At 54.4% G+C, this 21201-nt stretch carries 14 protein-coding genes; 9 read left to right on the top strand and 5 right to left on the bottom strand.

Annotation, left to right across the window (positions count from 1 at the left end; genetic code table 11):
- Positions 1-7: 7 nt before the first annotated feature.
- The 3 genes from GBC03_17460 to GBC03_17450 form a co-directional block, all read right to left on the bottom strand.
- On the bottom strand, positions 8-5293 hold the full coding sequence (locus tag GBC03_17460) for a hypothetical protein (GenBank protein ID QFS71864.1): 5286 nt from the start codon (positions 5291-5293) through the stop codon (positions 8-10).
- 51 nt (positions 5294-5344) lie between these two features.
- Complete coding sequence (locus GBC03_17455; protein ID QFS71863.1) at positions 5345-5632, bottom strand: hypothetical protein; 288 nt, start codon at positions 5630-5632, stop codon at positions 5345-5347.
- A 204-nt stretch (positions 5633-5836) separates the two neighbouring features.
- Positions 5837-6949 carry a hypothetical protein gene (locus GBC03_17450; protein QFS71862.1) on the bottom strand — a complete coding sequence of 371 codons (1113 nt, stop codon included), beginning with the start codon at positions 6947-6949 and terminating at the stop codon, positions 5837-5839.
- Positions 6950-7515: 566 nt separating this feature from the next.
- Between GBC03_17450 and GBC03_17445 the strand changes: the two genes are divergently transcribed.
- Both GBC03_17445 and dosP read left to right on the top strand, forming a co-directional pair.
- Positions 7516-8898: a diguanylate cyclase gene (locus GBC03_17445; protein ID QFS71861.1), complete on the top strand. Its 1383-nt coding sequence runs from the start codon at positions 7516-7518 to the stop codon at positions 8896-8898.
- Between the two features lie 26 nt (positions 8899-8924).
- Positions 8925-11330, top strand: a complete 2406-nt coding sequence (gene dosP / locus GBC03_17440; GenBank protein ID QFS71860.1) for an oxygen-sensing cyclic-di-GMP phosphodiesterase — start codon at positions 8925-8927, stop codon at positions 11328-11330.
- 111 nt (positions 11331-11441) lie between these two features.
- Here the strand turns inward: dosP and GBC03_17435 are convergent, their stop codons facing one another.
- Both GBC03_17435 and hdeB read right to left on the bottom strand, forming a co-directional pair.
- Positions 11442-13373 carry a HAMP domain-containing protein gene (locus GBC03_17435; GenBank protein QFS71859.1) on the bottom strand — a complete coding sequence of 644 codons (1932 nt, stop codon included), beginning with the start codon at positions 13371-13373 and terminating at the stop codon, positions 11442-11444.
- Positions 13374-13530: 157 nt separating this feature from the next.
- A complete protein-coding gene (gene hdeB / locus GBC03_17430) occupies positions 13531-13860 on the bottom strand; it encodes an acid-activated periplasmic chaperone HdeB (protein ID QFS71858.1) in 330 nt (109 codons plus the stop codon).
- A gap of 402 nt (positions 13861-14262) precedes the next feature.
- On the opposite strand from hdeB, the gene GBC03_17425 reads away from it, so the two are divergent.
- The 7 genes from GBC03_17425 to GBC03_17395 are packed head-to-tail and all read left to right on the top strand — an operon-like array spanning position 14263 to position 21159.
- Positions 14263-15129, top strand: coding sequence for a MurR/RpiR family transcriptional regulator (locus GBC03_17425; GenBank protein ID QFS71857.1), 867 nt, complete (start codon positions 14263-14265; stop codon positions 15127-15129).
- Positions 15130-15143: 14 nt separating this feature from the next.
- Positions 15144-15731, top strand: coding sequence for a D-alanyl-D-alanine dipeptidase (gene ddpX / locus GBC03_17420; GenBank protein QFS71856.1), 588 nt, complete (start codon positions 15144-15146; stop codon positions 15729-15731).
- Between the two features lie 15 nt (positions 15732-15746).
- Entirely contained in the window at positions 15747-17297 is a 1551-nt protein-coding gene (locus GBC03_17415; protein QFS71855.1) for an ABC transporter substrate-binding protein, read from the top strand.
- A gap of 44 nt (positions 17298-17341) precedes the next feature.
- Positions 17342-18364, top strand: coding sequence for an ABC transporter permease subunit (locus GBC03_17410; protein ID QFS71854.1), 1023 nt, complete (start codon positions 17342-17344; stop codon positions 18362-18364).
- Positions 18361-19254 (top strand): D,D-dipeptide ABC transporter permease, encoded by an 894-nt coding sequence (locus GBC03_17405; GenBank protein QFS71853.1) that lies wholly within the window; start codon positions 18361-18363, stop codon positions 19252-19254. The genes GBC03_17410 and GBC03_17405 overlap by 4 nt, the downstream gene beginning before the upstream one ends.
- Positions 19254-20240 (top strand): ATP-binding cassette domain-containing protein, encoded by a 987-nt coding sequence (locus GBC03_17400; GenBank protein QFS74046.1) that lies wholly within the window; start codon positions 19254-19256, stop codon positions 20238-20240. Before GBC03_17405 ends, GBC03_17400 begins: the two co-directional genes overlap by 1 nt.
- Positions 20233-21159 carry an ATP-binding cassette domain-containing protein gene (locus GBC03_17395; protein ID QFS71852.1) on the top strand — a complete coding sequence of 309 codons (927 nt, stop codon included), beginning with the start codon at positions 20233-20235 and terminating at the stop codon, positions 21157-21159. The genes GBC03_17400 and GBC03_17395 overlap by 8 nt, the downstream gene beginning before the upstream one ends.
- Positions 21160-21201: the final 42 nt, after the last annotated feature.

The following is a 21201-nucleotide window of genomic DNA, read 5'->3' as shown; positions in this document are numbered from 1 at the left end:
AGACACCTCACAAATCCTGTTCCACTGTGCGGGAAATATGCGCCGTGTAGCACCAGCAAACTTCGATATAAATATCCAGATGTCCGCGCCCTTTCATCTGTCCGTTTCGGTGCTCGACCTGCACCAGTAAATTCAGATAAGCGGTCAGATAGCCCAGTACCTTCGCGCTACCGGTCATTTGCACGCCGGCGGCAAAAAAGTTATGCGATGCGTCGGAGGAGAAACCGGCTTCGACAAACAGTCGAATGGCATAATGACCCTCGGCGACACCCGCAAGATTGAAGGTTTTCGTCGAGACCAATGCCACGCCAATCGATGCCTCATACTCCGCTGTGAGTTTGCCGTCCTTATTCACCGCGGCGGCCCGGGTCGTTAGCCAGCCGCCACCGCCATAGACGCCTATCTGCATGGACACCGGGGAGGCTTTTTCACCAATGCCAAAGTAAGTTTCAATCTGCATCATCCCGTCGTTCATATTCAGCCGGAACCCGGAAGCCAGCACAGATTTACCCAGAGAGACGCCGCCATACTCCAGCGGACCAAACGCCTGTTTCTGGCTCACCGACGCCCCCGTCGGGATCCCCGCTTTGTTTTTGACGATTTCCACATACGGAGGAACGTCTGGCATCGCGCCCCGTAATACGTCGCCGATAAATTTCAGCGCGGCGTGTGGTTCGATATTCTTCGGGTCGAGATCGAACGTGAATCCGCTGGCTTCACTGTACTGAATGCGGGCATCCGCAAAGGTCACCAGCGGTTGGCCTGAAAAGTTGAGGATCCAGTCGCCGCTGAACAGCGCCTGCGTGCGGCTTCTGGTCGCGTCACTGACGGAGATATCGACATCACTGGTGGCCACCAGCTTTGGTTTACGGACATCAAGGCTCAGCGGCGGGATTTCAAACAGCGATTCTGTGCTCGTAAACTGATGATCAATAACCGCTTTGATACTGGCGCTACGCGTTTTGGCATCGATATGATGGCTGATACGAATGGCATCATCGGGCAAGTCCGGCAGTTTGAACTTCTTGAAAAAGTTTTCAAAATCAATCGCCGTATTGCGAACGATCTGCGAGAAATCAACGCCCCGAAGCGACGCAGGGACAATGTTGCCGTTCAGTTCACAGGAAGGGATCGTCAGCCCCAGTTCTTTAATCCCCGCGTCGGCCTCACGGAGTCGGGCGACAAACGGCGATGTTTCAATCTGGTCTTTTAGATCGTCGAAAACATATTCAATGTTGTCGGTACGAATAGTCAGTTGCGGAAGCTGTGGCGGATCTGAAAGCAGCTTCATCAGCTTTATGGCCTGACCGGCTTGGGGAAGTGCCCCGGTGATGCCCGTATTCGCCTGCTTTAACGTCGCGTCGATCGCCTTCGCGTACTCGCGACTTTTTTGATCAAACAACCGCGTGGCCCGATCAACAAACTGTTCGCGTACCTGCCGGGTCGTCTCGGCTAACTGTTCTTGCAGTTTGTTCGCGACCTCAAACCATTGACCGGCGTCAGACAGCCCCTCAATCAGCGCCCTCACGTCGAGTCTGCGCCGCTCAAGCTCCGCCTTTACGACGGCGGCGTTGTGGCTCAAAAACGCGGTGGCCTGTTTATTAACCTCGTCAAAGCTGGTGGAGAGTGTCGAAACCGCGCTATCGATGGAAATAAATTCCCGGTTCCAGTGGTCAGTCAGGGCGGTTGAAAATGGCGAACGGTTGGGGAAAGCAGGTACAGCCAGAGTCTGGTTCAGTGCCTCCAGCGCTGTGACAAAATCCGCAAATTCTTTATCAATCGGCTTTTTATCTTCAATGTTTTTAACCAGCGCCCGGTATGCCGCGCATTCCTCTTGCCACTGCGGGAAGAACGTTTGCGTGGCATTGCCGAAAAGGTTGCCCTGCAAGGTGTCGATGGCGGCGAGTACCGATTCCAGCGTCGTTGTCGTATTACGCATTGTCTGCCAGTCGAACTTCTCCAGCAGGCTGAGCGTATCATCCAGTGGAGTGAGTACCGCCGGGAGCAGCTTTTGCAGTTCTGCACGCTGGGCATCCAGCTCGCCGATGTTCCTGATTTGTTCTGACACATGACTGATGGTCGCGCTAAATGCGGCAACCGCCCGTTTCAGATTGGTCAGCGGCAGCGTGAGCATATCGCGAAGATGCTGAGGCCCCTGCCACTGTGCAGGGAATTTTAACGCGCCAATGGCGGTACTGAGTTCATCAACGCTCTTCATGCCGCCACTAAGCATGGTCGTCATCGTGCGACAATACGCGTCGACGGCCAGAAGCAGCGCATCCCGATCCTTTATACCCAACAGATCCTTATACGCCGTATCCGCACGCGTAATAATCTCTCTGAGCGCTGGCCACAGGGCGGCAATGTTGTCGGGCGCTTTCGCACAAAAGAGCCGTAAATCGGCGATGACCGCTTTTGCACCGTTCAATGACTCAGCGGAACGTCTGAGGAAGGCCTGTACGGGGAGGCTGAGATAACGCTCCTCCAGCAAGGACTTTACGCTATCCAGCGCAAGGTTCGGATCGTGGATCGCAGACAATGTTGTCAGCAGGCTGTCTGTTGCCGCGTGCCCCTGAGCACAGAGTTCATCGATCATCTGGACCGATAGCGATCGCGCCAACCCCAGGGTCTTTTTGACGTGATCAAGGGTTTCGCCCTTCCCTTGTGTTATATCGCTAACCTTGATGTCCAGACGGTCACTGCATTCTTTAAAGACGTCATCCACCTGTGTGAGCAGACGCTCTTTGAACGTCTTGACGTTGTTACCCTCGTATAGCGCCCAGAGTTTTTTGGCATCCTGAAACAGCGTCTGAAGCGTCGCTTCCAGACTTTTTAACTCCGCGCTGTATGTCGCGTGCTGGATCAGCGACGCAATGTTTTTATCCTTATCATCCGGTAGTGTGCTCAGATCCACCCTGCGTGTCGCGAGCGTACGTTCAATCTGCATTGTGCGAATACTGGCGACCAGCTCTTCTGTGCCACGGCCATGAACAATGTCAGAGACGCCCTCCGGGCGTAGCGGCATCGAAAATCGGGGATTGGTCAGCGCCTGTAACGTCAGGCTGGGAAGCTGAACAGGTTTCAGAAGCTCGCCTGTCTCTGGTCGAGTCATTCTGCCAAAGCTGTAATTCTCGTCGCAATCGATGGCTAACTGCGACGCCCAGGTGTCCGTATCCGCCCCGGCCCCGACTTTTGTCGTAGTAAAAAAGTAGAGATGCTGTGGCTGGTCATGCCAGTGTTGCGTCAGTTCATCCCCTCCGCCCCGCGCAACCGGACCTGCCCACGGCTTAACGTAAAAACCGGAGCTGTCCAGTTCGTTAAACAACGGGATTTCGTAGCCCTCATCCACGTCGTGTCCCCATGAACCATTGACATAAATGCGCTGCGTGGCGAAATGAAAGGCGTGCAGGCATCCCGGCTTATTATTCGCCGCAGACGCTTCGCCGTCGAAAAGGCGATACGGTTCGAGGATCTCAATGTACTCTTCCATTTTGCGCAGCAGCGGACGCCCTAAAAATTCCTCATCTTTCTGCTCCCCGGCAAATTGTGCGCCGGGTGCGGTGCTGCGGGTATAAACCACCACGTGACGCGCCTTATTCCAGACGGTGGCGATACGGCCATAGCGCGTTTTTACCAGCCGTGACAGCTGACCGTTTTCAACGCTGGCATCGAACTGCGTGCGCCCCTCGTCAAAGGCCGCCTGTACCGCGCCGGTTGCACCGAGTACCGAGAGCGTCAGTTCCAGCAGGCGAACCTCTTTCGTGACCGGGGTGTGTAACACCGCCATCAGTTCAGAGGCAAACTCAATGGAGTACAGCAGTCCAATGGGCAGCGAACGTGCAGCGGCAGGACTGTCTGGCAGGCTGTCCACATAGTTATCCAGCGCGATACGCTGGGAATCACTCAGCGATGCCCCTTCGGGAAGGGGCCAGACAGCGGCTGCCCCCTGCTTTTTGCCACGCAGTGTGGCGCTCAGACCTTCCGTCAGATCCAGCTTGCGCAGCGGGTAATTCGCCTCTTTCAGCGTGAACCGGGCGAGACGATGGATGAAATTTTGCCGGGCGGCGAGATGGTGAGTTCTCAGCGTGGTAATACGCGTTTTCAGGTCACCCATTTCTTTTGCCGCGTGATGGCGAAAATAGGTTTCCAGTAGCGGACTCATAGCAAAGCTCTGCTCACTGACCGGCAAGGCAATCGCGGGTTGACCCAGCGCGCTGGCTATCTCGGAAACAATCACCGTGCGCTGTAATTCCGGCGTGCGCTGATAGGTCAACTCCAGCGGATACACCATTTCGCTCACCATCCGCGTCAGTTCGGCATCCCGCAGAACGGATAGCGTGTCGCCAGGATGTACGGTATAGCGGCGGTCCACGCGAGAAGGACGCACCGTCAACTCGGTGCGACGAGAAAAGCGAAACGGAATCGGTTTATGTGGATCGATGGGGCTGGCCTGCCCGACAGGACGAAAACGCTCCCCGCGAACCATCGCTTCACCCACCGCCTGCGGTGGAAAATTCAGCGAAACGCTCTCAATACCGAACCGCCACTGTGCCCCGTCAGGATCGTCACTTTTCCATTGCGCAATAATATTACCGGCCTCTTCCGCCAGCGTCGGTTGTTGTAGTTGCGAGACAATAAACGGCGTGTGACTAATCTGAATCGCGCTCCCTTGCCGGGGAGTCAAAATGCTCTCCGCCTGTTCCAGCGTGACGGTCCACGTCGTATCCCGCCCGGGCTGCCCGCTTTCACACACGATCTTCAGACTGGCTTTAGCCTGCGAGTCGGCGATCGCAATGCCCTCACCGCAGTTGGCGCTGAAATAATGTGGTTCATGCCCCGCTTCTTCCGCCGTCATGTTGCGCAGGGCTGAACGATGCAAATTTGATTCCGCCAGTACCGGCGAGAGACTGACGCTGTCCAGTTGCAGCGTCAGTTCGTAGTACATATCGAAGGTGTCTTTTTTCAGAAACAGGCTGACCACATGCCCGGACGTCGCCAGGTTCAGCGCCAGCCCATCAAAATAGACCGTTTTTTGCGATGCCTTCTGTAGCGGTAATGTGGCGGTGAGCACAGAAAAACCCGGACGCTTTGTCGATGGCGCCCAGCGAAAAGAGGGATTCTGGCGGGAATCAAACGTCACGGCGACGACGCCATTCACATCAAATTTTAGCTGGAGGTCGTTATTCTTATTGAACATTGGTAAAAGACTGACCCGATCGCTGCGTCTACTACGACGCCAGCCCGCTTCAATGCTTTCCATTAAGTCTTGCCAGGCGGTGGTGAGTTCTGACATTGCAACCTCCAGGGAATAATGAAACTGCGGTATCAGCCGAACGCGTCACGCTTATGGCACAATCTCCCAGTCCAGCTCCCCATGTGGAAATGACCCTCCCGGATCGTTCTTCCCGCCCTTTCCGCTGCTTTTGCCGGGGAAATTCGTCAGAAAAGCCACCGGTGTAACGCCCAGTCCCATTAGCTGAAAATTGTTAAGCATTGGGCCAGTATTAATTGAGAAGACATCAGGCTGCTCTGACGTCCATTCCGACTGTCCAGGAAGAAAGGAAATCTCAATTTTTAAACGGGCAGAATGACCGTCGGAAGAGGTAATTTCTACGGTGTAACGTGTGCTCATGGTTTCACTCCTGAACCGGCCGGATAGCCGTATTTATGCGTTTTACACACTTCAGGATAGTGCAGTGAATTTCAGGGGGACTCTAAGAGAAAAAGGTTATTCCGGCAGAGGACATCACACTGAGGCATTAATCTGTTTACCCTGTTCACGAATATTCAGAACAGGGTAAACAGCGGCAATAATAACCCGGCGACGTGAGCGTCTTCAGAGTAAACTCGCGATCCCCGGATCGTCGCCCTCAATCGAATAATAACGAGGAAGATTGGACGGTCGATAATCCGGATTGGCGTTCATTAAATTAACCACCGATTCATGTACGCTGATGACGCCCGTCATTGGCCGCGGAACCGGTTGACCAAACGGGGGCATTGCGCCAATTTTGAGTTCACGCTGATGATCTTCTCCGGTCCAGACCAGACGAGGTAGCCATTCGGCAAACTTCCACCCCAACAGCATGGAGTCATGAATAGCAGGGAATCCCCGCATGCGAATCGACAGTTCCTTTTTAGCACGGGAAAAATCGATGCTCAGTCCAGCGCGCCAGGCTTCACCCAACATCCAGCGAAACGTCGTCAACGCCAGTTGCGACTGCGGTGGCGGATAACCACCACCAACGTCGGAATGCACCCCGGCAAACCACACCTCTTTTAGATCCGTTTTCATATCATCATTTTTGCGCCAGAGATGCTGGCGAAAAAAGCAGCGCCGCTCGTCAATGGACACCGCATGACGGACAATCTCAACAGCCGGGTTGTTCGCGGTATAAGGAATGATGACCGGATCGTAAATCCAGCCCACCGACTTCACCGTATCAAACAGGCCAAGGAAATGGACGTTCACCCGCCTGCCAAAGGTAGACTTGAAACGCGCCTGAAGTTTGAAGTCTGGCGTATGATTCTCCCCGGTTCTTGCCAGCAGCATTGCCCACGCATAGTCAAAGAGATGCGCCTGATAGCCTTCAACAATACCCGCCGTGTGAATCAGCGCCGCCAGCGCTCTGGCAGCATAGGCACCACGGGAAAAGCCGAACAGATAGATTTCATCTCCCTGACGGTAATTCTCTGCCAGGAAGTGATAAGCCCCTTCGACGTTACGCTTGAGTCCCCAACCAAACGCCAGTCCGCAGATCCGCGAAGGCAACTTTTGCCATTCAAAGAGCGTCTCCTTAACGCCAAACGTCCCGACGCCCTGATCGTAATAGGTCAGCACGTCCTCGCGCTCTTTAGGCAGTGAGCGTAGCAACCGAATGACATTCGTTGGTTTATGACTGAAGCGATTGCCCGTGCCATCCAGAAAAATAACGAGTTGTCGTCCCATCGTAACCTCCACTATTTCGCTGCCGATATGCTGTGGCTAAGGAGAGAGTAGAACGCAACGTGTGATCTGAAGGGTTGTTGGCGATCAACTCTACGGCGAATGATCAATAAATAACGGCGGAAATAAGCGTCAAAAAATACGCTGATTATTACCCGGCGTAAAAAATAGGATTTATTACATAATGATGAAGATTTCTTTCAAAAAATCACTCATGTCATTTCATGAAATTGAAAAACAGCGAGATGATAAAAGATACCATTCGTCATCTTGCGCGGGTTACTCATTCCTCTCAACGATCAAAAGGATGGACTATACTTTTCAGAAGTCGATTAGTTTAAAAAGTCGCTTAAAAAGGATTTTTTTTGCTACTTTTGGCTATATCCATAATTATTTCAGGTCTACTTCGCCTGATTGCATGAAAATATGGCTTAAGGCATTACACTATTTCATTAATGTACCCATGCTACATTTCAGGTGTTCTGTGCTTTAGATTCATCTTACTATCCCGAATGTGCATATGACCCAGGCCGCAATGTCGTTCGCTAACCACTGTAAGGATCTGCATCATGGAGATGTATCTTAAAAGAATGAAAAACGAATGGGAGGCACTGGTTGAAAACACCCATCCTCACATTCGCCAGCTTGCGTCTGAGATCGCAAAGGCCCATGCACATACCCTGAGCATTGAGTTCTATCGTGATGTTCTCACCGATCCGCATGCAGAAGAGTTTTTGAGTAATGAACAGGTTGAGAGACAGCTAAAAAATGCCCTCGAACTCTGGATTATCAACGTTCTCTCCTGCAAGGTTGACGATATTGACCAGCTTATAAAAGATCAACATACGGTTGCTGAGGTGCATGCGCGTATAGGTATTCCGGTTGAACTGGTTGAAATGGGTTTCCGGGTTCTGAAAAAGATCCTCTACCCCATCATTATTGATGGTCACCATGATTCAATTGAAAAATTACAGGTTTATCATTTTTCTATAAACAGCATCGATCTGGCAATGGAAGTGATGTCCCGCGCCTTCTCATTCAGTGAAAGTACGGCCGCCAAAGAAGATGAAAATTATCGTATTTTCACCCTGCTGGAAAATGCGGAAGAAGAGAAAGAGCGACAAATTGGCGCCCTGCTTTCATGGGAAATGGACATTATTTATAAAGTGTTACTCGATTCCGATCTGGGCAACAGCCTGCCGCTGAGTCAGGCGGATTTTGGCCTGTGGTTCAATCACAAAGGTCGGCATTATTTCAGTGGCATTGCTGAAGTTGGCCATATTTCACGCTTAATTCAGGATTTTGACGGCATTTTTCATAACGCCAACGGATCAACAAAAGCGCTGAACAATAAAGCGGCGCGTGTGAAGTTCCTGCTGCAAATCCGCAATTCCATTTCGCAGATAATCACCCTGCTGCGCGAATTGTTTGAAGAAGTTTCCCGCCATGAGGTGGGGATGGACGTGTTAACTAAATTACTGAATCGTCGCTTCCTGCCGACCATTTTTAAACGTGAGATCGCCCATGCTAATCGCGCCGGCACTCCACTCTCGGTATTGATTATCGACGTCGATAAATTTAAAGAGATCAATGACACCTGGGGTCACAATACCGGTGATGATATTCTGCGTCGGGTTTCTCAGGCTTTTTATGATAACGTACGCAGCAGTGACTATGTTTTCCGCTACGGGGGCGATGAATTTGTTATCGTTCTTACCGAGGCGAACCAAACCGATACGCTGCGCACTGCCGAACGTATTCGCAGTCGCGTCGAGAAAACCAAAATTAAATCGCCGAATGGCGAAATCATTCCGCTTTCACTGTCAATTGGCGCCGCCATGTTTAATGGTCACCCGGATTACGAGCGCTTAATTCAGATCGCAGATGAAGCTCTGTATACGGCAAAAAGACGAGGCAGGAATTGTGTTGAACTCTGGAAACCAGCTTCCTGAGAAATATCCGGATGCAGAGGTAAAAAATGAAGCTAACCGACGTTGAAGGCTCCGGAGACAGCATTTTCTTTCCTGCTCTTGAGCAGAATATGATGGGGGCGGTATTAATTAATGAAAATGACGAAGTCCTGTTTTTTAATCCGGCAGCGGAAAAGCTCTGGGGATATCGTCGTGACGAGGTGATCGGTAATGGCATCTCGATGCTCATTCCCCATGATTTACGCCCCGCTCACCCGGATTACATTCGGCATAACCGTGAAGGCGGCCAGGCGCGTGTCGAAGGGATGAGCCGGGAATTGCTGCTGGAACGAAAAGACGGCAGCAAAGTCTGGACGCGTTTTGCCCTGTCAAAAGTAAACGTGGCTGGCAAGATTTTCTATCTGGCGCTTGTGCGAGATGCCAGCGTAGAGATGGAACAAAAAGAACAGAAACGTCTGCTGGTGCTGGCGGTCGATCATCTCGACCGCCCGGTGATTGTGCTCGACCCTGCGCGCCGCATTGTTCAGTGTAACCGCGCCTTTACCGAAATGTTTGGCTACGGCATTACCGATGCGTCGGGTCAACAACCGGATGACCTGCTCAATATTCCCGAAGAGCCGTCGGATAATCGCCTGAGACTCAAACAGCTACTCTGGAAAACGACCCGCGATCAGGACGAATTTCTGGTGGTCACCCGTGCGGGCGAAAAGATCTGGATTAAAGCGTCTGTCAGCCCGGTTCATGACCCGCGTCGTGAACTGCAAAACCTGGTCATGACCTTTTCTGATATCACCGAAGAACGGCAGATTCGCCAGCTTGAAGGCAATATTCTGGCGGCAATGTGCACCAGCCCGCCGTTTCACGAAATGGGTGACATTATTTGCCGCAATATCGAAGCGGTATTGCGGGATACGCATGTTTCGCTGTATGCCTTGAAAGATAACGCCCGTCAGTTCTGGGCCGCGTCATCAAAAGAGATCGACGCGAAGGATTTGAGCGTCTGGACGCTCACCATTCGTCAACGTGATGGTGAGCCGGCCGGGACGCTATTAATTAAAACGACAAAAGGGAAAGAGACCAGCGCCTTTATTGAGCGCGTGGCAGATATCAGCCAACATATGGCGGCCCTGGCGCTGGAACAGGAGAAAAGCCGTCAACATATCGAGCATCTCCTGCAGTTTGACCCGCTCACCGGTCTGCCCAATCGCAATCACCTGCACGCCTATCTCGACGATCTCATTGTTGGCGCAAAAGCCTTCTCGCCGGTGGTGTTTCTCATCAGCGTCGATCACTTCCAGGATGTCATCGACAGTCTTGGCTACGCCGTAGCCGATCAGGTTTTGCAGCAGGTTATCAATAAAATTCGCGACCGGCTCAGGCCCAATCAGTATTTAAGCCGTATCGAAGGCACGCAGTTTGTGTTGGTCAGTGACGACCACGAAATGAGTAATATCACCCAGTTTGCGGATGAACTGATCAATATCGGCAGTGAAGCGACACTTTATGACGACAAGCCCTTCCCGTTGACCTTCAGCATCGGGATTAGCTATGAGGCGGGACGAGAACGTGATTATCTGCTTTCCACGGCCCACAACGCGATGGATTTCATTCGCAAAGCGGGGGGTAACGGCTGGCAGTTCTTCAACCCAGAAATGAACCTCGCCGTAAAAGAACGTCTGCAACTGGGCGCGGCGTTGAAAAATGCCATTGCCAATGACCAGTTGCGGCTGGTGTATCAGCCGCAGATCTTTGCCCAGACCGGCGAGCTGTATGGTTTCGAAGCGCTTGCGCGCTGGAGCGACCCGGTGCACGGTCACGTACCGCCCAATCGTTTTATTCCGCTCGCTGAAGAGACGGGCGAAATTGAGAATATTGGTCGCTGGGTGGTCAGAGAAGCGTGTCGCCAGTTGGCGGAATGGCGCACGATGTCGCTGACCATTCCGACCCTGTCGGTGAACCTCTCCGCCCTGCACTTTCGCAGCAATCAACTGCCGGACCAGGTATCGGAAGCGATGGTGGAATTTGCCATTCCGGGCGATCAGCTGACGGTCGAAATCACCGAAAGCATGATGATGGAGCAGGATGAAGAGATCCTCAGGCGCATTGAGATCTTACGCAACATGGGCGTGGGACTGTCGATCGATGATTTCGGCACCGGTTTTTCCGGCCTCTCCCGCCTGGTCAGCCTGCCCGTAACGGAATTAAAAATTGATAAAACCTTTGTCGATCGCTGCCAGACCGAGAAACGCATTCAGTCTTTGCTGGAAGCAATTATCAGCATTGGGCAGAGTCTGAACCTGATGGTAATTGCGGAAGGCGTTGAAACGAAGGAACAATTTGAGCTGTTGCGCTCAATGAATTGTCCGGTGATTCAGGGATATTATTTTTCCCGTCCCATTCCGGCAGATGAGATAGCCACCTGGATGCAGACGGCGCTGCCGTTGAAAATCTGATTCACCGTGATGAGAGGCCCGATGGCGCTGTCGCTTACCGGGCCTCTGGCGTGATGTCATGTATTGGCCGGATAAGACAACGTCTCCTCCGGCAATTCCATCACAACGACGTTACGGCAATTTAAACGATGATACCTGCAAGGCCAGTTCTTCCGCTTCGGCTTTTAAGATATGCGTGCGCGCCGCCGCATCATCAATCAGCGAGGCGTTCTGCTGGACCGTGCTGTCCATTTCCGTCACGGCGAGCGTAACTTCGGCCACGCCCTTGCGCTGCTCTTCTCCCGCCACGCGAATTTCCCCCATTAACTGACGCACCTGACGAACATGCCCCACCAGTTCCTGTAAACGATCGCCGGCATGATGAATTTGCTGGCTGCTGTTATCGACATGAGATACCGACTCATCAATCAGCGCTTTGATCTCCTGGGCGGCGGTAGCGCTACGCTGGGCCAGCGTTCTGACTTCCGATGCCACGACTGCAAATCCGCGCCCGGCATCCCCGGCGCGGGCCGCTTCCACGGCGGCATTGAGCGCGAGAATGTTCGTCTGGAAAGCAATGCTGTCAATCACGGAAACGATCTCAACCATTCGACCCGATGAGGCACTGACGTTATCCATGGTCGAAATCACCCCATGCATGACGTCTCCGCAACGATTAGCCGTTTGCGCCGTACTTTCTGAAAGCTCATCAGCCAGTTGGGTATTACTGGCATTTTGATGTACGGTCGCATTAAGTTGCTCCATCGCGGCCGCACTCTCTTCCAGCGCCGCCGCCTGCTGGGTGACGCGTGATGACAATTCAGTATTGCTGTCGGCAAGGCTGACGGCGTTGCTCGCCACCACCTCACTGCTGCTGCGCACCGTAAGCAGGATGGCGGAAATTTTATCCACGAAAAGGTTAAACGCCTGCGCAATCGCCGAAATTTCGTCTTTACCTCTCACTTCTAAGCGACGGGTCAGATCGCCTTCACCCTGTGCGATATCGTCCAGCGCCCGGCGCGTGTCGTCCAGACGGGCAATCAAGCGGCGGACAACCAGCCAGGAGCCCACCAGCAACAGCGTCATGACCGGGATCAGCACTTCAAGAACATCGCGCATCATCACTTTCGCCAGTCCGACGATGCGCTCTTGCGGCGTCACCAGCCCCACCACCCAACCGGTATCAGCCATCGGGAACAGCATCACGCGTGACGGCGCGTTCAGAATGCCGTCGTTTTCCAGTGCAATGGAGGAGACATCGGTGGTTGCGGTGCGCAGTTTCTGCAAACGCTGCGCGACCGGACTCAGCCACGCGGAAGCCTTCACCAGATCGCCAACGGTTTTGTAATGATCCCGATCGTTTTGCGGGAAATAGAGAATTTGTCCCTGCTTATCGACCACAAAGGCGTATCCACCGGTACGTCCGCCCTGCTGCTGCATAAAGCTGGCAACGTTATCGAGTCGAATATCTGTCGTTGCCACACCGGCGAATTTACCCTCCAGTTGATACGGAATGCTGCAGGTCACCATGTTGATTCCGGAAATAGCATCCTGATAAACATCAGACCAGACGCAGTTTTCCTTTGAATGACCTTTCGCGCCCTGATACCAGCTTTCGCTGTGGTAACCGTTGCCGCCAGGCGCGTTATATTCGTCGGAAAACACCAGCTTATCGTCGTTATTGCGTGCCCAGAAAAAGCTGCGACGCGCAACACCGGGAGTGAAGGCATCGGGCTCAGGCCAGATTCCGCCCCCGGTGATGATCGACTTATTTTGTTCGCCCAGTAAACGCGGCACAACCGCGAGGTACAGCGCTTCGTCATTTGGCAGGACTTCGGCCAGGCGCGACAGGCTAACGGTTTCTCCCTCAATGCGTGACAGGACGCTGCTGAGTTGACGCGTCAGGCCATGCCCGGTCTCCTCGATCAACGCCGTGTTGATTTCAACGACGCGAGGTTGCCCGCGCCAAAGCATAATAACAACAATAACTAACGTCGTTACGGCAAGTAACGCGATCCCCCCGAGTGTCAAACGAGTCGAAATACGTGACGGATACCAGACCATATAAACATCCTTTTATTTCCAGACTAATTTATATTCAGTATCGGCACGTGGTTTTAGAGCTTTATACAAAATCCAATATTGTCTTAAATTAATAATGTGACATTGTCACAAATAGCAAAACCCAGCACTCTGGCTGGGTTTAAATAAGCGCTTAATCTTATTTGCTTAATTCTTTTTTGATTTCGTCTTTGATTTTAGCCAATTCGCTTTGCGGATGTTTTTTACAGATTTCAACCGTTAGAGGAACGGCGGTTGTCACGGTTTCATCGAAAGTGACGTAGTCCCCGCCCTTAAAGTCTTCATCTTCATTTAATACCCAGAAGGCAACCGGTGCCATCGTCTGCGGGTTCAGGTCGATGAACTCCTGGCAGCTCATGCTTTTGGGGGTGACGTCGGCTTTCGCGTCTTTCGTTGCTGCATTTACGCTAACACTGGTCAACAGCGCTGCCACTAAAATACCTGCTGTAGAAAGGGAGAATTTGTTCATTATGATGACTCCGTTAATGATATAAATAACCTCTACACGAGCGCTTTAAACCGTTAATGTAGAACGAGAAAAATAATACCCTTCCCCTCAAAGAAATAAATACATGTACACGTGTTATGGCTGTTATTGATATTTCCCTGTACCGATCCCGATGTTTGCCGCTTATTTCGCCGCGAGAATGTGATCCCGCCTGCGTATCCTGCAGATAAACGCCCTTCCACCTTACCGTTGCACCAAAACTGCACTACGCTGCACAAATGTTGATCATTGGTTAATAAAATCGGCGTCATTTTAACAATTGACGCCCGCAGCGGCGGCGTTTCCGAACATGGCACGCGTCCTGCATTGTTAATTGACTAACAGTGAGCGGACTTTTGACAGCCTGGTAACAGCGAGACGGTGATGACAGCAAAACCTGAGTTACTGACCCGAATTGAACAGACCTTCAGCCTGCATACGCCGAGCGAAAAGCGCGTTGCCAGCTGGCTGTTAACCCATGCGGCGCAGATCCCGTTTGAAACCGCCGACAGCATTGGCAAAGCGACGGGCACCAGCGGGATTACCGTCGGACGCTACCTGCGCAAAATCGGCTACCGCAATCTGGAAGATGTCAAAGCCAGCCTGCGGGAACTGCCGGGCGTTCCCTATCAGCCCTGGGGCATGAACGAGCGTCTGGACTCCTGGCAGCAACAGCAGCAGTTGCCGGACCGCGCACGTCAGTCGCTGTCGCTGGAGATAGATGCGATCGCCCATGTTTATCAACTGGCGCAAGGTGAAACTTTCCAGCGCATTATCCGGCAACTGGCGCAGGCGGAAGCGGTATATGTGCTGGGGATCCAGTCGACGCGGGGTATCGCCAACGCTTTTTTCAGTCACCTCGAGTATCTGCGGCCCAGGGTGAACTATTCCGAAGGGCTCTCCGGCAGTTGGGTGGAGTCCCTCAATTCCGGGTTTGAGAAACCGTATGTGGTGCTGACCGATACCCGCGCCTACTCCGCCATCGCCCGGCAGTATTGCCGCGTCGCCAGCGAGCGGCAAATACCGCTGGCGCTGGTAACCGATATCTGGTGCCCCTGGGCGCGAGATTACGCCATCGACTTACTGCAGGTGAAAACCGACACCGGACACTTCTGGGATTCGCTGGCTCCCGTGAGCTGTCTGTTCAACCTGTTGCTTTCCGGCGTGGCAGAACATCTGGGCGATTCACTTACCGGGCGGTTACAGACCAACCGCCAGTTACAACAAGAATTTGGTCAATTCGAACAATAAACAGGAAACGTGCTATGTCTGAAACTCCGCAACTGGCCGATCTGTCGGTGATTTTTCCGACGCTGGATATCGACCTCAAATACGCGACCGCCGATAACCTGACCGGCGCGCCGATTTATCGCGAATCGCGCTGCCTGCTGCATCAGGATGCCGTCACCGCGCTGGCAAAAAGCATCAGCATCGCGCAACTGGCGGGCCTTTCTCTGGTGGTTTATGACGCCTATCGCCCACAGCAGGCGCAGTCGATCCTGTGGGATGCCTGCCCCGATCCGCAGTACGTGGTCGATGTCGCTATCGGCTCCAACCACAGTCGCGGAACGGCCATCGACGTCACCCTGAAAGACGCGAACGGCAAGATCCTGGATATGGGCGCGGGTTTTGATGAGATGCACGACCGTTCCCATGCTTACCACCCTTCTGTTCCTGCCGCCGCGCAGCGTAACCGACTGTTACTCAACGCCATTATGTTTGGCGGTGGCTTCGTCGGCATCAGCAGCGAGTGGTGGCATTTTGAGTTACCCGCCGCGAGTCGCTATCCGCTGCTGGAAGACTGTATTGCCTGCTTTCCCGTTACGACTACAACGACACACACATCCTTTTGATTCCGGAGCTTCATCATGAAACTAACTCTGCTATTTCGCCCCGCGTTGCTTGCTGTTGCCCTGGCGATGACCCTGCCTGCGGCTCAGGCTGCCGTCCCGAAAGACATGCTGGTGATCGGCAAAGCCGCCGATCCGCAAACCCTTGACCCGGCGGTTACCATTGATAATAACGACTGGACGGTCACTTATCCGTCCTATCAGCGGCTGGTGAAGTATAAAACCGAGGGTGACAAAGGCTCTACCGAAGTGGAAGGCGATCTGGCAAGCGGCTGGAAAGCCTCTGACGATCAGAAAGAGTGGACCTTTACGCTTGACGATCGGGCCAAATTTGCCGACGGCTCCGCCGTGACCGCCGAGGCGGTGAAACAGTCCTTCGAGCGTCTGCTGAAAATCAGCCAGGGGCCCGCAGAAGCGTTTCCCAAAGATCTCAAAGTGGAAGCCGTTGATGCACACACGGTGAAATTTACCCTCAGCCAACCGTTCGCGCCGTTTCTCTATACGTTGGCCAATGACGGGGCGTCGATCGTCAACCCTGCCGTGCTGAAAGCGCATGCGGCGGATGACGCTCGCGGCTTTCTGGCGCAAAACACCGCAGGCTCCGGGCCGTTTATGCTGAAAAGCTGGCAGAAAGGTCAACAACTGGTGCTGGTTCCGAACCCGCATTACGCCGGGCCAAAACCGAATTTTAAACGCGTGTCGGTGAAAATCATCGGTGAGAGTGCGTCGCGTCGCCTGCAACTGTCGCGTGGCGATATCGATATCGCCGATGCCCTGCCGGTGGATCAGCTCAGCGCGTTAAAACACGAAGGCAGCGTTGCGGTGGCGGACTATCCGTCGCTGCGCGTGACCTATCTTTATCTGAACAACAGCAAAGCGCCGCTGAATCAGGCGGAACTGCGTCGGGCTATCTCCTGGTCCACCGACTATCAGGGCATGGTGAAAGGGATCCTCAGCGGTAACGGCAAACAGATGCGCGGGCCTATCCCGGAAGGCATGTGGGGCTATGACCCCTCTGCGCTGCAATATCACTTTGATGAAGCCAAAGCGAAAGCTGAATGGGAGAAAGTCGCCAGCAAACCTACCAGCCTGAGCTTCCTCTATTCCGATAACGATCCAAACTGGGAGCCGATTGCCCTCGCCACTCAGGCCAGCCTCAGCAAACTGGGCATTACCGTGAAGCTGGAAAAACTGGCGAATGCCACGATGCGCGATCGCGTGGGTAAAGGCGATTACGACATCGCCATCGGCAACTGGAGTCCGGACTTCGCTGACCCGTATATGTTCATGAACTACTGGTTCGAGTCTGACAAGAAAGGACTGCCCGGAAACCGTTCGTTCTATGAAAATGCCGAGGTCGACAAGCTGTTGCGCAGTGCGCTGAGCACGACCGATCAGACGGCCAGAACCACGGACTACCAGCAGGCACAGAAGATAGTCATTGATGAAGCGGCTTACGTCTATCTGTTCCAGAAGAACTACCAGTTAGCGATGAACAAAGAGGTCAAAGGCTTCGTGTTCAATCCGATGCTCGAGCAGGTCTTTAATATCGGCACCATGAGCAAATAAGCCACGTTAATGCGGAGCCGTATTGGCTCCGCCAGGGGAAGCCAATGACTTTCTGGAGCATTTTGCGCCAGCGCTGCTGGGGACTTGTCCTTGTCGTGGCCGGCGTTTGCGTCATCACTTTTATTATTTCGCACCTGATCCCCGGCGATCCGGCGCGCCTGCTGGCGGGCGACCGGGCAAGCGAAGAGATTGTCGAGAACATTCGCCAACAGCTTGGGTTGAATCAACCGCTGTACGTGCAGTTTGCCCGCTACGTAGGCGATGTCTTTCAGGGCGACTTAGGCATTTCGATTCGCACCGGACGTCCGGTGATGGAAGAGCTGCGCGTTTTTTTCCCGGCCACGCTGGAGCTGGCCTTTTGCTCGCTACTGCTGGCGCTGGTCATCGGTATTCCGTTAGGCATCCTCTCCGCCGTCTGGCGTAATCGCTGGCTGGACCATCTGGTGCGCCTGATGGCGATCACCGGTATTTCAACGCCGGCTTTCTGGCTGGGCCTGGGCGTTATCGTGCTGTTTTACGGACAACTGCACATTTTACCGGGAGGCGGACGACTGGATGACTGGTTGGATCCGCCGACGCATGTCACCGGGTTTTATCTGATTGATGCCCTGCTGGAAGGCAACGGCGAGGTCTTTTTCAATGCGCTACAGCATCTGATTTTACCGTCGCTGACGCTGGCGTTCGTTCATCTGGGGATTGTGGCACGGCAAATTCGTTCTGCGATGCTGGAACAGCTCAGTGAAGATTATATCCGCACGGCTAAAGCCAGCGGTCTTCCCGGCTGGTACATCGTACTGTGTTACGCCCTGCCCAACGCGCTGATCCCGTCGATCACCGTACTTGGACTGGCGCTGGGCGATCTGCTGTATGGCGCAGTACTGACCGAAACTGTTTTTGCCTGGCCCGGTATGGGCGCCTGGGTGGTAACGTCGATTCAGGCGCTTGATTTCCCGGCGGTGATGGGCTTTGCCGTGGTGGTCTCTTTTGCTTATGTGCTGGTCAACCTGGTGGTCGATCTGCTCTATCTGTGGGTGGACCCACGCATCGGGCGCGGAGGTGCTGAATGATGTTAACCGAAGAGACCCCGACGCCGGTTCGCGCGACGCGTCGGCGCATAGACTGGGCCAGACTGTTCTGGCTGATGAAGGGCAGTCCGCTGACCCTAATTGGCGGGGCGATCATTGTCCTGATGCTGTTGCTGATGGTGTTGTCGCCGTGGCTAACGCCTTACGATCCGAATGCCATTGATTTAAGCGCACGGTTGTTGCCACCGACGGCGACGCACTGGTTCGGAACGGATGAGGTCGGACGGGATCTGTTCAGTCGCGTGCTGGTGGGCAGCCAGCAGTCGATTGTCGCCGGGCTGGTGGTGGTCGGGATTGCCGGCGGCGTTGGCTCACTGCTCGGTTGTCTGTCCGGCGTGATGGGCGGTCGCGCTGACGCCATCATCATGCGGATGATGGATATCATGTTGTCTATCCCCTCTCTGGTGCTGACGATGGCGCTGGCCGCCGCGCTGGGTCCGAGCCTGCTTAACGCGATGCTGGCAATTGCCATTGTGCGCATTCCCTTTTATGTGCGACTGGCGCGCGGACAAACGCTGGTCGTGCGCCAGTTTGCCTATGTGCAGGCTGCCCGCACGTACGGTGCCTCCCGCTGGCATTTGATCAGTTGGCACATCCTGCGCAACTCGCTGCCGCCGCTGATTGTGCAGGCGTCGCTGGATATCGGCAGCGCCATCCTGATGGCGGCAACATTGGGCTTTATCGGGCTTGGTGCCCAGCAACCGAGCGCAGAATGGGGGGCAATGGTGGCGATTGGCCGCAACTACGTTCTCGATCAGTGGTGGTATTGCGCCTTCCCCGGTGCCGCCATCCTGATCACCGCCGTCGGTTTTAACCTGTTCGGTGACGGGATCCGCGATCTGCTGGATCCGAAAGCAGGAGGAAAACAGTGATGACTCAACCGGTGCTGGCAATAGACGATTTACACTTAAGCTTTCCGGGATACAAAGCCGATGTTCATGCACTGAGCCATGTGTCGCTGCGCATTCATCGCGGCGAGATTGTCGGCGTGGTGGGCGAATCAGGCTCCGGGAAGTCGGTCACGGCGATGCTCACCATGCGTCTGCTGCCGGAAGGCAGCTATCGCATCCATCAGGGGCGCGTCTCGTTACTGGGCGAAGATGTGCTGAACGCCAGTGAGAAGCAGATGCGCCAGTGGCGCGGCGCCCGCGTGGCGATGATCTTCCAGGAGCCGATGACGGCCCTCAACCCGACGCGCCGTATTGGCCAGCAGATGGTTGAGGTGATTCGCCACCACCAGACGGTGAGTCGTGCGCAGGCCCGCGAAAAAGCGATTACCCTGCTGGAAGAGATGCAGATCCCCGACGCCGCCGGGGTGATGAGCCGCTTTCCGTTTGAGCTTTCGGGTGGGATGCGTCAGCGGGTCATGATCGCCCTTGCCTTCTCCTGCGAGCCGGAACTGATCATCGCCGATGAACCTACCACCGCGCTGGACGTCACCGTGCAGTTGCAGGTGCTGCGGTTGCTGAAGCACAAAGCCCGCGCCAGCGGTACGGCCGTGCTGTTTATCAGTCATGACATGGCGGTGGTGTCGCAACTGTGCGACCGGCTGTACGTGATGTATGCCGGAAGCGTCATTGAAAGCGGCCCGACCGATGCCGTGATTCACCATCCGACCCATCCCTATTCGATTGGCCTGCTCAAATGTGCGCCGGAACAGGGTGAACCGCGTCAACCGCTGCCGGCAATCCCAGGCACCGTGCCGGATCTCACCTGTTTGCCGCACGGCTGCGCGTTTCGGGATCGCTGTTTTGCCGCGGGTCCGCTTTGCGAAACGATACCCACCATGAGCCCCCTCGGCGCTGGCGACCAGCGGTCAGCCTGCTGGTATCCCCATCTGGAGAGTTCCCATGTCTGAAACATTACTGGCCTTAGAAGATGTGCACGTTGATTTCCCGGCGAAGAAAAACTGGCTGGGACGGGTGACCGAACGCGTGCACGCGCTCAACGGGATGGATTTACAGATCCGTCGGGGCGAAACGCTGGGGATCGTGGGCGAATCCGGCTGCGGTAAAAGTACGCTGGCGCAGTTACTTATGGGAATGCTGAAACCCAGCCAGGGACAGTATCAGCAGGACTCCGCGTCGACCGAAATGCAGATGGTGTTTCAGGACCCGCTCTCTTCGCTGGATCCGCGTCTGCCCGTCTGGCGGATAATCACCGAACCGGTGTGGATCCACAAGCGCAGTAGCGAGCGGGAGCGTCGGGCGCTGGCCGCCGCGTTAGCAAGCCAGGTCGGGATCCGCCCGGAATATCTCGACCGTCTGCCACACGCCTTCTCCGGCGGGCAGCGTCAGCGTATTGCTATTGCCCGCGCGCTGTCGTCAGAACCGGACGTGATCGTGCTGGATGAACCCACATCTGCGCTGGATATTTCCGTTCAGGCGCAGATCCTGAACCTGCTGGTTGCACTGCAGGCCAGTCGCAATCTGACCTACATTCTGATCTCGCATAACGTCTCGGTGGTACGTCATATGAGCGACCGGGTGGCGGTGATGTACCTCGGGCAAATCGTCGAACTCGGCGACACGGCGCAGGTACTTACCACCCCGGCACATCCTTATACCCGTCTGCTGCTGGATTCCGTGCCAAAAACCGGCGCGCCGCTGGCCGAAGAGTTGGTGATTCGCAAAACGGAGTTGCCCGGCAACCGGGTTCTGCCGGTGGGGTGTTTCTTTCGTGAACGGTGTCCGCTCGCCGGTAGCGGATGTGAAAACCGACAGGTGCTACGCAGACTTGATTCGGGAATCGACGTGCGCTGCTGGCGTGCCGGATAGCGCTAAGCTGGTGCGTGATGTTGGGTTGTACAGTAAGGCTTT

The organism is Citrobacter telavivensis, assembly GCA_009363175.1.
Lineage (GTDB): Bacteria > Pseudomonadota > Gammaproteobacteria > Enterobacterales > Enterobacteriaceae > Citrobacter_A > Citrobacter_A telavivensis.
This window is presented reverse-complemented; position numbering and strand designations above follow the sequence as displayed.